This window comes from Vibrio sp. N418 (genome assembly GCF_000222565.1).
Classification (GTDB): Bacteria; Pseudomonadota; Gammaproteobacteria; order Enterobacterales; family Vibrionaceae; genus Vibrio; species Vibrio scophthalmi.
In genome coordinates, this window is sequence record NZ_AFWD01000058.1 from 37,106 (window position 1) to 49,454 (window position 12,349).

Sequence of the window (12,349 nt, forward strand, 5' to 3'; positions counted from 1 at the left end):
TACTGTTTTATCCAAATGACCTATAGCTAAGAAGACCGAGGAGTGCTCTGGTTTGTGCATAGATTAGCCATACTTGTCTCGGTGAGATACAGGAGGAATCTAGCATTAACTGGAAAAATGTAACACTCATTTCAAACTGTGATGAGGCTCTTATCTATCAGTGGTTTAAATCGATCTATTATCGCTTTGATATGCTAGTATCCAGCAAAAATAGAGTCGAGATTCATGATGAAAATTGTTGCTGTGACAGCTTGCCCTACAGGCATTGCACATACTTATATGGCCGCAGACGCGTTAGTAAAAGCGGCATCTAAATTTAACGTCCAAATAAAAGTTGAAACCCAAGGCGCTATGGGCATTGAAAACCCATTAACCCCCGTTGATATTACCCATGCCGATCGCGTGCTGATCGTCTCTGATATTGAGATTGAACAAGCGGGCCGATTTGAAGGTATGAACATCGTACAGATCCCAATTGAAGACGTATTGTTGAACGTCGACAAAGTCTTTCTTGTTCATTGCCGATAGATAAATAAAAGCGCCTACTGCGGATGAACGAATACCAAATTACCTTTCTAGTTGATGATGCTAACGCCAGTGCTCATGTCGCTTCACCGCTACATCGCATTGCTAAAAAATTCAAAAGCTCCCTGCATATCCTCAACATCACCCAAGACCGTTGCGCCAAGTTGACGCAGTCAATGGCGATGTTACAAGCTGGACTCTTAAAAGGCGATTTATGCCAAATTACCGCGATCGGTATTGACGCGGAACTGGCATGTTTTGTCATCAAAGACATCATTGCTGAACACTTCACCCTCGTGGGTTCACAGATCAATTATGAGTTTTCCAGTCAATTGGCTCAGCGCTTACCGCAAATCTGCCCGCCGAGCGAAATTCATTGGCACTATGCCAAAGCGCGCACTGAGCTGACAAAGTTTGAATGTTTAAAAGGGCTTGCCCAATTAATTTATCCAGAAAACTCCGATGAGCTCATTCTGGCTTTCATTAAACGTGAAGAGCGATCCTCAACGTGTGTCACCCCCGGCATCGCTCTACCCCATGTTATGTTTGGTGGTGTTGAACACGTTTCTATCGCCGTTATCGTGAATGATAAGGCGATAGACTGGGCATCAAAGATGGGCGATGTACATATCGCAATAGCACTGGTGATTCCTGCCAAACCCACTCGCGATCAAATCGTTTCCGCCACCAACCTCACACGCAACCTGCTGAGTGGGCAAATGGCCGAACGACTGTTGTCAACCAGAAGCAGTGTCGACCTACAAGCCCTATTGATGTATTCAATGTCGCGCCTAATCGCATAATTTAAGCGCCAATTTCAGTCTCAATGATCAACCCAATGTTTAATTAAGCCGAACCACGATATTCCGTTGGCGTGCGGCCAGTTCGCGTTTTAAAGACTCGGCAAAAATAGTTCACATCTTTAAATCCACAACGTACCGAAACATCACTCAACTTAAAATTGTATTTCTTCAACATGAACTTAGCGCGGTCGACACGCACCCAAGTAATGTAGTCCGCCAATGTCATGTGGCCTTGTTGACGGAATAAGCGAGACAAATGGTTTGAAGAGATACTAAAGCGCTCTGCAATACTGTCGCGCGTAATCGGGCGGTGAAAATTTTCTTGAATATAAATACAAATCCCTTGATAGAGATCTTGTACGCGACTGTGAGTTTGCTCGACTGGTGCCTCCAACATGGTTTTGCTGTATTGCAGTAATGCTTGCAGTAACAGCTCATCCATTGGTTTTTTGTGGCTCTCACGCGCCAGCGAACTCAATGCTTCAAGAATATTATCAATCGCAAATCCTGAACGCGTCTGGATGCTATGCTTTTGGATATCATAAAAACCTGTCTCGCCCTTACGCTTGCTCACCAAGCTAAGCCCTAATTGGCGACGACCAAACAAAATACTCAAAACAGAACAGTTAGTGTCCCAGTCAGGTTTATTCCAACAGTTTGGCGGAATAAAAATCGCATCTCCAGCTTTCGCGGTGATATGAGTCACTTTGCGATCATGGCTTTCCATCTCGTTGACATATTCGCCATCAAGTACCAACTCTAAACGTGGAAAATTCACTTGGTAACTAAATTCAGGTGGGGTATGGAAATCACCCGCAAACCATATGTTATGCAAAGGCTCGCGCTCACCCAAAACTGACGAAATCAAATCGTGGAAAATCATTATTTACTCTTTGCATACACCAAAAATGCTCTTGGGATAGATATACATCGCCCGCTCATTTCGTGCTACTGAGTAAAGTCACAGTTCAGAACTTACGTTACAAAAATCCAGCAAAAGCACCAATATTGCAGCTTGCCATTCTCTCTCATCATTCCCATTCAACAAACAGCCATCTAGAGAAGGAAGCTTTAAATAACAAACAGTTAATCTAAACATCCTGGCAAGACTCTTCTCATCAGGTATTACTCGATCTAAATCACACAACCAGCAGCCCGATACAATCTTCCAGTAAATGAGTTTTTTCTTCACTACAGCACGCTTCCCTCTCCCAGCAAAATATCCGCTAGGTAACAAACCACATCAAATAACGGAGAGATGGTCGCTCAGTGATCGCGTTCTATATCTGCATGTCACTTTAAGGTGCAGTCATGCAACGTCAATGACCACCATCACTATCCATAAACCTCTTAACGTCCACATTCGTCCTTACGGTGATTGCTATGTCTGATCTTGCGCCAAACCCTGTTTTTTTTCCGATGACCAACGTAATACAAAACTACGCTTGGGGGAGTTCATCATCATTCAATCAATTATTTGGCATGGCAAACCAAACCGGTGAGCCACAAGCTGAAATTTGGATGGGGGCACACCCTAACGGTTGTTCAACCGTGCACAACCAAAATGGAGAGCCGACTAAGCTGTCTTCGCTTATTGCGCAGAATATAAATTCGTTCTTGAGTGAAAAGGTGGCAACACGCTTTGGTGAATTACCCTACTTATTTAAAGTGCTCGCAGCAGAAAAAGCGTTATCTATTCAGGTTCATCCTAATAAGAGCCAAGCAGAACGCGGATTTGCTCTTGAAGAACAGCTCGGCATTCCGCAAAGTGCTGGGAATCGAAATTACAAAGACGCGAACCATAAGCCAGAATTGGTCTATGCGTTAACAGAATACCATGCAATGAACGGCTTTCGATCCGTGAGCGAGATCATTAAGAACTTTACTCGCCTTGAGATTCCGACCGTTGAGCCACTGTTAGCTCAATTGAAAGCAAACCCAACCGCACGCGGATTATCGCTGTTTTTCTCAGATCTACTCTCTGTCGATGGAGAGCAAAAAGATCAAGCAATCACCGCACTTCTTGTACGAGCAAAAAATGCCGAAGAGCCGCTATATCAACTGATTGTAGAGCTCGAAACCCAATACCCAGGTGACATTGGTTTGTTTGCTCCATTGATGCTCAATGTGATCACTCTGCAGCCCGGTCAAGCCATGTTCCTCGATGCCGAAACACCTCATGCTTACCTTAAAGGAACGGGCCTTGAAATTATGGCCAACTCAGACAACGTACTGCGTGCCGGTCTTACACCTAAATTTATGGACATTAACGAACTTGTTTCATGTACAAAATTTGACGAGAAACCCCACGACAGCTTGTTATTAAATCCTATTGAACGTGATGCGATGTTGGAATACCCAATCCCAGTTGACGACTTCAAATTCGCCATTGTGTCCCATTCGAAGCAACGTCTGATTGCCACGGAAAGCGCCGAGATATTGCTACCTTTGGATGGTGCAATGGTACTAACGCACACTAATGGGGAATCTTGTTTGATTGAAAAAGGTCAATCGGTATTCATTCCAGCTTACGCTCAAAACTACACGATTGATTGCGAAGGGCGTGTGGCTCGCGCTTACAGTTAATCGACAACCGATATTTCTTTAGCCTCGCATTCGCGGGGCTTTTTTCTCTCCCTTTTAAGGGGTCATTCCACCCTTCTCAATTCTCAATTCTCAATTCTCAATTCTCAATTCTCAAGCGCCCCATTGCCAAATATCTCACCGTTTTAATAATGACTTCTATCACACTTAAATCCGCTTGATACAAATCTACAGTGGATGGTTTTTTTTTGCTATTTCGCAAAACGCTCGCTTGGATTAATTTTATCGCATTACTTCAACACCCGAGTTAAACATGATTACCACACTAACAAACGTCAAATTAATTAAACACGAACTTCAAGCAACTAATAAAAAAGAAGTGTTCGAAGAATTGGCTCAAATGCTATTTGATGAAAATCGAATCAGCGATAAAGAATCATTTTTACAAGATATTGAAACTCGTGAATCTGTCAGTGTCACTTCAACCGAAGGTATCGCTTACCCACATGCGAAAAGTAAGGCTGTTATCGACCCTGCAATCGCAGTTGGTGTAAAGCGCGAAGGTATTGACTACGGTGACGAAGACGGTATCAAACCAACCGTGTTTTTTATGATTGCTTCACCTGATAACGGTGCAGATCATCATATTTATGTACTACAAGAACTATTTGGAAAATTCAGTGATGAATTTATCCAAGATATTAATAACGCGAAAGATCAAAACGAAATTCTGAATATTTTAATCAATTCTTAAGGTGGATTATTTATGAGTACCCTAACAGCTCAAAATACCAGCAATACTGATTTTAAAAAGACACTCAGCACATTAAAAGGGCACCTACTTTTTGGTACCTCTCACATGTTACCTTTTATCGTTGCGGGTGGTGTTCTACTGGCTCTTGCGGTAATGGCATCTGGTAAAGGTGCGGTTCCTGCAACTGGCATCTTGGCAGATATCTCAAATATCGGCATTAAAGGCTTGGTGCTATTCCCGATTATTCTAGGTGGTTTCATCGGTTACTCAATCGCGGATAAACCAGCACTGGCTCCAGCTATGATTTCTTCTGGCATCATGGCTGACATGGGCGGCGGTTTCCTAGGTTGTATCGTGGCAGGTTTCCTTGCGGGTGGTGTTGTATACCAACTGAAGAAAATCCCTCTTTCTCCAAATATGACTGCTCTTGGTGCGTACTTTATCTACCCACTAATCGGTACTCTAGTATCAGCAGGTATCGTTCTATGGGGCATTGGTGAGCCAATCAAACTGTTCATGACTTCAATGAACGAGTTCCTTGCTTCGATGGCAGGCGCATCGAAAGTGGTTCTAGGTGCTATCCTAGGCGGTATGACTGCGTTCGACATGGGTGGTCCAATCAACAAAGTGGCAACACTATTTGCTCAAACTCAAGTTGATACTCAACCATGGCTAATGGGTGGTGTTGGTATTGCAATCTGTACGCCTCCTCTAGGTATGGCTCTTGCAACTTTCCTATTCAAGAAGAAATTCTCTAAAGAAGAGCAAGAAGCAGGTAAAGCAGCAGCAATCATGGGTTCAATCGGTATCTCTGAAGGTGCTATCCCATTCGCAGCAAACGACCCGATGCGCGTTCTTCCTTCAATCGTTGCGGGTGGTATCGTAGGTTGTGTGTTCGGTTTCCTAACTGACATCCTGCTACACGCACCGTGGGGTGGTCTAATTACAGCGCCTGTATCAAGCAACATTCCAATGTACGTAGTGGGTATCGCTCTAGGCTCTCTAACAACAGCACTTATCGTTGGTTTCTGGAAACCAGTCGCTGAAGAACAAGCTGAAAAAGTTGAAGCAGCACCAGTTCAAGCAGCGGCAGTCGCTCCAGTGGCAGGTGAAGGCGAGTACGATGTAGTTGCAGTAACTTGTTGTCCATCAGGTGTTGCACACACTTTCATGGCAGCAAAAGCGCTAGAAAAAGCAGGCGCAGCAGCAGGTATCAAGGTCAAAGTAGAGACACAAGGTCAAAACGGCATCCAAAACCGCATCACTGACCTAGACGTAGCCAACGCGAAACTGGTTATCCTTGCTCACGATATCCAAGTGAAAGATGCTCACCGCTTTGCAAACGCAAAAGTTGTTGAATGTTCGACAAAAGAAGCGATGAAACAAGCTGCGACTCTAATTCAAGCGTAACAACCGCAATAATTAGACAAGATGTGATTTAATGATCACTAAGCACTAAACAAATCCGATGCTTTCCTCGAGAGTGTCGGATTTTTTATTTAATGGGTATTGCATCAACACCAACACTACACGCGAAGTGCGTCACAAACATTATTGCCTTTTTGTCTTTACACTTTGGCTTTACCACTCTCCCCCATAAGCTAAACCTCGTTGTTATTTTACTGGCGATTCACAATGAATTTGTCCCTAACACTCAACATTATCGATATCATTGAAGAACAACTGCCGAATAAGGTTGCTATTCAAGAGATCGCTCAGCAGTGTGGGTTCAGTCGCTCCTACCTACAGCATCAGTTTAAGGCGACCACCGGGCTTTCTATCTCTCAGTATCAAAAACATCGCTTAATCAGCCTAGCTGCGCAACAACTTGCTCACAGTGACCAGCGTATTCTTGATGTCGCGGTTGAATATGGTTTCGAATCGCAAGAGGCATTTGCTCGAGCATTTCGCCAATATACCTGTACTCAACCCTCTCAGTTGCGTGGTCAAGAAATCTGGGCTGACCGCATGTCATTCCCACGTCTCGATATCAAACGCTTACAACTGTTAGTTGCAGTACTCAGCCTTCCACTGTGTATTTCGCATCAAAACCCAACGCGCTGGGGCTGCTATACCTTCACCATCGATAGCTCATCGAGAGAAATAGACGTCATTATTCAAACCATAGATCAGGCTCATCAGCGCTTAATGGCGGAGCCGTTTGCCAGCACCTTACCGCTTCATCGTGCACAAATCATGGAGTTCCGCGAGCACAATCAAAACGTCAGTAGTACCTATCCTCTTTCTATAGCGATTCCTTTTGCTGAGGACGAAACCATTCCAGCTTCGCTATTTGAGTTGCGTTTACCACAAACTCAACTTGCCAGCATTTCATTGCCTGAGCCAAACTACGTGACCATTGCTTTTAACCAGTTATATCAACGAGTCTATCAAGAGTACCAATGCTACTTTGCCGGCTTGCCGGCCTATTGGATTTACGATTATCAAACAGGTCAATTGCAACATAAATTCCCGGTTGAACCGCGAGTGCACGCCGAGGAAGATCGTACTTGGTTATTGTTTGACGAAAAGAGTGAAGTGTTGCTTGATGAACGTCACTTGCCACTGTCATCACATTGGATTGCTGAGGCCCAGCGTGCGGGCACTCGTCGCCTAACTACGCTGATCAATCATTTAACCTCATCGCTCACCCCAACCAATACGGTTGAGAAAGTCATATTTAATCGGCCTGATCTCCACTCAACAAGCCAATACCAGTACTTTATTTGCTCATCAGCGCTACCTCATCTAGTGATAAATAAAGCAGACCCCATTCATTGCGGAGGCCTTTATCTCCGCACTCGTTGGCACGGTGATGACGTTCATCAATTAGAAAATGAAATTGAGAAATTCTACCTACGCTTATTCCAACACGAACATTACCAATATCGTGCAGGCCCTGAAATCATAGAAAATCTCAACGTTTCTCATGCTTTACAAGCCAATGAATGTGGGCAAACGGCTGAAAGTGGTGATGGAATCATTAGCTTTGAACTACTTACACCTATATCTGTCAATAAACGTCTGTGACCGCGCCTAAATACGCCAAACTGGACAAATGCATCAGATAAAAAAAGACCGTATCTCTACGGTCTTTTTCTCATTACGATTCCTAACTAAAAGTTGACGAAGTGTATCGTTTGATGGGCTTTTTCCGGATGGGAAAATTGAACTTGTGCCATTTTGGGCGGGCCTTGCAGGGCTGGGTTATTTGAATAACCAAAGCCTTCCACAGGCATATCATTCACACCAGAGGTAAGCTGCTGATTGCTATCAACATCTTGATAGGCAAATATTGCATATTTGCCCACCGGTAAACCTTGTATGGTAATTCCCTGTTCAACTTGTTCCACCGAGTAACCCTGAGCATGGATACTTGGCATTCCCATCAGATCATCCTCCTCGGCATAGACCAACACAATCACAGATCCCGAATCCTGAATGTTTTTGATCGTCACTGATAGTGGTGCGACACCATCGCCATTCGCCTCTACTTCAGGAAGTACCTGTGGTTGAAGCAGCAAAGACAACAACAGCACTACCGAGACCGCCCCACCAAAGCCCATATACAAACGTGTCTTTGCAGATAAAGTTGCTCGCTTTTCACACATCCAAGCCGGAATCCAAATTGAAACCGCGCAAATAATCACCAACAGCTCATAATGGCCCTCAAAACGTTGGCTCATCAACATCGGTGCCATTAAATAGATCATCACCGTGTGCCAAGCAAATACCTGTAACGAATGGCGGCCAATGTAACTTAATGGTCTAAACACCAACCAAGTCGGTCGAAAACGGATAAATGCTGCAATCAAATATGCCCAAAGCGCGATGTTTAATGCTCTCAACCAACCCAATTCAGGCTTGTCAGCCAATGAATAAAGCACACCTTGGTGAATGCCAAACGAAAGAAACGCGCCGTGATGCATCGTCATAATCAAAACCGCCAACACAGCACATACCAACGTAAGCGGTAATGAATACCAGCGAAAATCTGGATTATTAGCGGCAAAGCCAAATGCAGAAGCAACGACAAATAATAACTGCCATGCAAATGGGTCAAAATAACCGGTTTGTAACTTAAACTCTGTTGAACTAGAACTCAACAAGCCCACCAGTCCAGCATCATTGAGGTAGCCCGCGGCGAGCCAAATAGAAAAACTTACCGCTATCACCCCTTTCATCCAGCCACGTCGGTAAGCACACACTAGCGCTGGTAATATTGCGATATACATAATATAGAGCGGTAAAATCTCGAGATAGCTTGGTTTATTGACCAGTAATAAGCTCCAGAACACCGTCAAAAAAGGCGCTTCTACAAGGTTTGAGAAATTGGGTGATAAGGCCTCTGCCGCTTGTGGAAAATAAACGATGCAGAAACCGAACCAAGTAAAGACCGTCAATAAACAAACGATATGATACCGGTAGATCTCCCATGCTCGTCTCCAAGCTTTGCGCTTTACCTCATTTATACGTTGAGTTGGTCGGCTATATATCGCTCCAGCCAGAAAACCCGAGACTAAAATGAACCCTTCAGCAGCACCAAATTGGCCTAAAGGTTGTAAGGTAAACGCTTGAAAAATCGAACTCCCACCACTAATCCAAAACAGGTGGTTGAGAGTCATAATAAGCAGCAATAGCCCTCGTATTGAATCTAACGCTGGAATGCGTTTCATCATCCTATTCCTTAATAAGATTAACATCAGCCCTTAGTGTGCAAAATATCTAACGTTTCGATCTGACCGATTGTGCACTGAACATGATCTCTCTCGGAATTTACTGATTGAACGTAGGTACCAAAGGCAAGAATTCACGTTGAGCTCTGCGAAATTGAGTCCGTTTAGGTATCGCTGTACACGCCCTACCAAAGGAATCACGGAGAAGGAACAGGAGAGAAAAAGTAGTACAGTGAAAACAAAACAGCCGATGGTGAAATCCAATCGGCTGCTTAATTTCTCTTAAATCTCTTTGCGTAGTAAAGGATCGGCTAACAACAAAACCGTTGCTATGCATTCTTCTCCCGATTGGACGGATGAATCACCTTTACAGGAAAATACTTATCTTTAATAAACAGGCACGCGGCACCAATGAGCGCGACCACAGAGACAAAGAACAACGCATTCATATGTAAAAACCATGCGAAGATTGCTGCGAGAAACGCAATAAAGGTGATCATGCGGCTGTTTGTCATCACGTGACCTAATTTTCTATCCATAACTCCTCCTCTATCTACTGGAAATATCGAAAAAGCACGAACAAAACTAAAGAGCCGTTCCGTTATTGGCTGATAATAAGCCCAATGTGTGCAGTGAAATTATCAGCAAAATCGTATAAAAAAACCGCAAACAAGATCTCAAAATCATACTAACGGATGAGGCTATTAAAGGTTATGTGAGAGTGAACACAAATAGTTATCGAGCACTTAGATATAAGCATCAACAAAGAAATAACCCGTCATTATGATACTGGATATCACAACAAAGATTTTAATATAGATAGGCGCTAATTGACGCGAAATTCGAGCCGCAAGATACCCTCCAAACACACTGCCCGTTAATACGGCCAACCCCGGCAACCACGCAATCATATCTTGATAAATAAACACCACCATGGCACTCAAAGAGACGCCGCTCGACACAACCAATTTGAGACCGTTCATTTGATTAATGTCTTGGTACCCCGCCAGAATCAGATAGCTCAGTACCACAATGCCTAAACCCGCGTTAAAAAAGCCGCCATAAGCACTGACTAAAATCAATACCACGGGTAAAATCCATCTCGCTGTCCGTTGTTTTTCAAGCCAACGACTAAGATGCGAGCCGAACAGAAACAGCAAGGTCGCAAAGAGCAACAACCACGGGATAGTACGAGTAAAAAGCTGCTCATTGATGGTAATAAGTAAGGCTGCCCCTATCGCGCCCCCCACCACGCTTAACGCAAGAATCACAGCCACTCTAGCGGGTTGATGCATAAAGTCATCGCGAAAGCCATAAGCCCCCGACACGTAACCAGCACTGACAGAAAAGGTATTGGTTGCATTCGCGACGATCGGTGAAATTCCGACCAACATTAATGCTGGAAAGGTAATAAAACTGCCTCCGCCCGCAACGCTGTTTATGACTCCACCAATCACTCCAGCAAAAAATAGCAACCACCAATCCATCCGCGTTCCTTCGCTTTATTTCGTTATCGCCAATTCATCTTTCCTTGATAGAAAACCACTCTACCGACAAAACAGCTAAATTTACATGCCACTTTAGCCGTGTGTTAGTCGAGCAACTCAGCCAATATATCCCGCCAACTTCGAACTTCATCACGAAAATATTGAGTCTGTTGCTCTGTCATTAGATTAATCACTTCAACCAAGTAAGCACGCCCAATCGTACTATTATGCTCAATACGTTTATAAAGTTGGTCAGAATAAAACAGCTCTGGGCTATAAAGCAGCGAGTTTAACAAAGCTGCCAATTTATCTGGGTTATGTCGCTGAGAAAACAGCCTTATGAGTTCGACTCTAAGTTGAGTTTGGTACTCAAACCATAACGGCGTCGTTACTTGTAAATCGGATGCCCAAGCATCGATAACCTTCAACTGTGAGGACGTTAGCGGCCCCAACCAATCTTCAAGGTTTTCGCTAATTCTGTTTTTATAACGAGCGATGAGTTCCACTTCGTCTTCAGATTCTCGCTGATGCTTAAATTGCACATGACGCACTCGCAGTGCATTCATAAACTGCTCAACCTGAGCATCACTCATGCTAGCAATCAGCAGCATGACGACTGGATAAAACCGATCTAATAACTGGAATGAAAATTGACGCCAGCGAGCTTCATGCGAGATAAATTGGGCTTCGGTAAATGTACTAGGAGAAATCAGTAAAATTTGGTTCAATTCCGCAATATAGGCGGGAATTTCTTCTCGACGATGCCACACACTGGCATCCTCAATGGCAAAGCTGATCATCTCTTGCTGATTGTCGTTAAGTTCAACAAACTCTTCAACAAAGCGAATCGCTAACCAATCGGCATTGTCATAGACAAATTTAGTCCCACAACCGCTGAGTGATAGACAGACCAACAGCAATAATAGCCAAGGTTTCATAGCACCTCCCTGTTTCATCGTATCCTTCCACTACTGGTTATCGATATTAGCTTTAATATATACCGCCAGCTTAACCAAGAAGGTTCAAGCAGATTTGTACGAAAAATTGACATCAAACTGACTAAGATCCCAATGATCTTTTTGACAATACTCCATACTGCATTCAAATTATAACAAGCACTTACTCACTCTCGGCTGCAAACTAGCCTGTTAGGAAGGAAAAAACATGAAGAAATTAATGGCTGTTGCTGCGCTTGCCACTTTGTCACTCGCTGGCTGCGCAACACACTCTGAACCGAAACAAGCAACCTCACCAATCTGCCAAAACAAGATGCTCGCAGGTGGCTGGCAAGTTGCTGAAATGACGCCTGAAGTTGAGAAAGCAGTCGCAACATTAATGGATCGCATGAATACCGCTTCACCATTAAAACAAGTCAATGAAGTACGCAGTCAAGTTGTCAACGGTACAAACTATGCCATTGAAATTGAGTTGGAAAACGGTGAAATTTGGCATGCGATCGTGTACCGCAATATTCGCGGTGATTACATGATTGATAGCGTTGCTAAACAAGGCAAATTGTGTCCATAGCAATGAAGTGATATCTAAACGAAATCTTCCGTT

General features: G+C 43.8%; 12 protein-coding genes. 7 read left to right on the forward strand and 5 right to left on the reverse strand.

From position 1 onward, the window contains the following. The first annotated feature begins 228 nt into the window (after window positions 1–228). Window positions 229–528: a PTS fructose transporter subunit IIB gene (locus RH86_RS12665; protein ID WP_009386460.1), complete on the forward strand. Its 300-nt coding sequence runs from the start codon at window positions 229–231 to the stop codon at window positions 526–528. A gap of 23 nt (window positions 529–551) precedes the next feature. Then, a complete protein-coding gene (locus tag RH86_RS12670; RefSeq protein WP_009386461.1) occupies window positions 552–1,328 on the forward strand; it encodes a PTS sugar transporter subunit IIA in 777 nt (258 codons plus the stop codon). A gap of 43 nt (window positions 1,329–1,371) precedes the next feature. On the opposite strand, the gene RH86_RS12675 is transcribed toward RH86_RS12670, so the two are convergent. Continuing rightward, window positions 1,372–2,211: a helix-turn-helix transcriptional regulator gene (locus tag RH86_RS12675; RefSeq protein ID WP_009386462.1), complete on the reverse strand. Its 840-nt coding sequence runs from the start codon at window positions 2,209–2,211 to the stop codon at window positions 1,372–1,374. A gap of 500 nt (window positions 2,212–2,711) precedes the next feature. Here RH86_RS12675 and manA point away from each other — a divergent pair, with 500 nt between their 5' ends. From manA to RH86_RS12695, 4 genes are all read left to right on the forward strand, one after another. Beyond that, window positions 2,712–3,914 (forward strand): mannose-6-phosphate isomerase, class I, encoded by a 1,203-nt coding sequence (gene manA, locus RH86_RS12680; protein WP_009386463.1) that lies wholly within the window; start codon window positions 2,712–2,714, stop codon window positions 3,912–3,914. 271 nt (window positions 3,915–4,185) lie between these two features. Continuing rightward, on the forward strand, window positions 4,186–4,626 hold the full coding sequence (locus RH86_RS12685) for a PTS sugar transporter subunit IIA (RefSeq protein ID WP_009386464.1): 441 nt from the start codon (window positions 4,186–4,188) through the stop codon (window positions 4,624–4,626). A 12-nt stretch (window positions 4,627–4,638) separates the two neighbouring features. Next, window positions 4,639–6,036, forward strand: coding sequence for a fructose-specific PTS transporter subunit EIIC (locus RH86_RS12690; protein WP_009386465.1), 1,398 nt, complete (start codon window positions 4,639–4,641; stop codon window positions 6,034–6,036). 225 nt (window positions 6,037–6,261) lie between these two features. Further along, entirely contained in the window at window positions 6,262–7,656 is a 1,395-nt protein-coding gene (locus RH86_RS12695; protein ID WP_009386466.1) for a helix-turn-helix domain-containing protein, read from the forward strand. Window positions 7,657–7,742: 86 nt separating this feature from the next. Here the strand turns inward: RH86_RS12695 and opgC are convergent, their stop codons facing one another. The 4 genes from opgC to RH86_RS12715 form a co-directional block, all read right to left on the reverse strand. Continuing rightward, window positions 7,743–9,305 (reverse strand): OpgC domain-containing protein, encoded by a 1,563-nt coding sequence (gene opgC / locus RH86_RS12700; protein WP_223296344.1) that lies wholly within the window; start codon window positions 9,303–9,305, stop codon window positions 7,743–7,745. 326 nt (window positions 9,306–9,631) lie between these two features. Continuing rightward, on the reverse strand, window positions 9,632–9,841 hold the full coding sequence (locus tag RH86_RS12705) for a hypothetical protein (protein ID WP_005597911.1): 210 nt from the start codon (window positions 9,839–9,841) through the stop codon (window positions 9,632–9,634). Window positions 9,842–10,048: 207 nt separating this feature from the next. Beyond that, window positions 10,049–10,789, reverse strand: a complete 741-nt coding sequence (locus RH86_RS12710) for a sulfite exporter TauE/SafE family protein (RefSeq protein WP_009386468.1) — start codon at window positions 10,787–10,789, stop codon at window positions 10,049–10,051. Window positions 10,790–10,893: 104 nt separating this feature from the next. Further along, window positions 10,894–11,727, reverse strand: a complete 834-nt coding sequence (locus tag RH86_RS12715; protein WP_038219667.1) for a DUF6279 family lipoprotein — start codon at window positions 11,725–11,727, stop codon at window positions 10,894–10,896. 226 nt (window positions 11,728–11,953) lie between these two features. On the opposite strand from RH86_RS12715, the gene RH86_RS12720 reads away from it, so the two are divergent. Next, window positions 11,954–12,316: a cystatin domain-containing protein gene (locus tag RH86_RS12720; RefSeq protein WP_009386470.1), complete on the forward strand. Its 363-nt coding sequence runs from the start codon at window positions 11,954–11,956 to the stop codon at window positions 12,314–12,316. Window positions 12,317–12,349: the final 33 nt, after the last annotated feature.

Coding starts and splice junctions, on each gene's coding strand:
- RH86_RS12665 (WP_009386460.1), top strand. CDS start 229: ATGAAAATTGTTGCTGTGACAGCTTGCCCTACAGGCATTGCACATACT.
- RH86_RS12670 (WP_009386461.1), top strand. CDS start 552: ATGAACGAATACCAAATTACCTTTCTAGTTGATGATGCTAACGCCAGT.
- RH86_RS12675 (WP_009386462.1), bottom strand. CDS start 2,211: ATGATTTTCCACGATTTGATTTCGTCAGTTTTGGGTGAGCGCGAGCCT.
- manA (WP_009386463.1), top strand. CDS start 2,712: ATGTCTGATCTTGCGCCAAACCCTGTTTTTTTTCCGATGACCAACGTA.
- RH86_RS12685 (WP_009386464.1), top strand. CDS start 4,186: ATGATTACCACACTAACAAACGTCAAATTAATTAAACACGAACTTCAA.
- RH86_RS12690 (WP_009386465.1), top strand. CDS start 4,639: ATGAGTACCCTAACAGCTCAAAATACCAGCAATACTGATTTTAAAAAG.
- RH86_RS12695 (WP_009386466.1), top strand. CDS start 6,262: ATGAATTTGTCCCTAACACTCAACATTATCGATATCATTGAAGAACAA.
- opgC (WP_223296344.1), bottom strand. CDS start 9,305: ATGATGAAACGCATTCCAGCGTTAGATTCAATACGAGGGCTATTGCTG.
- RH86_RS12705 (WP_005597911.1), bottom strand. CDS start 9,841: ATGGATAGAAAATTAGGTCACGTGATGACAAACAGCCGCATGATCACC.
- RH86_RS12710 (WP_009386468.1), bottom strand. CDS start 10,789: ATGGATTGGTGGTTGCTATTTTTTGCTGGAGTGATTGGTGGAGTCATA.
- RH86_RS12715 (WP_038219667.1), bottom strand. CDS start 11,727: ATGAAACCTTGGCTATTATTGCTGTTGGTCTGTCTATCACTCAGCGGT.
- RH86_RS12720 (WP_009386470.1), top strand. CDS start 11,954: ATGAAGAAATTAATGGCTGTTGCTGCGCTTGCCACTTTGTCACTCGCT.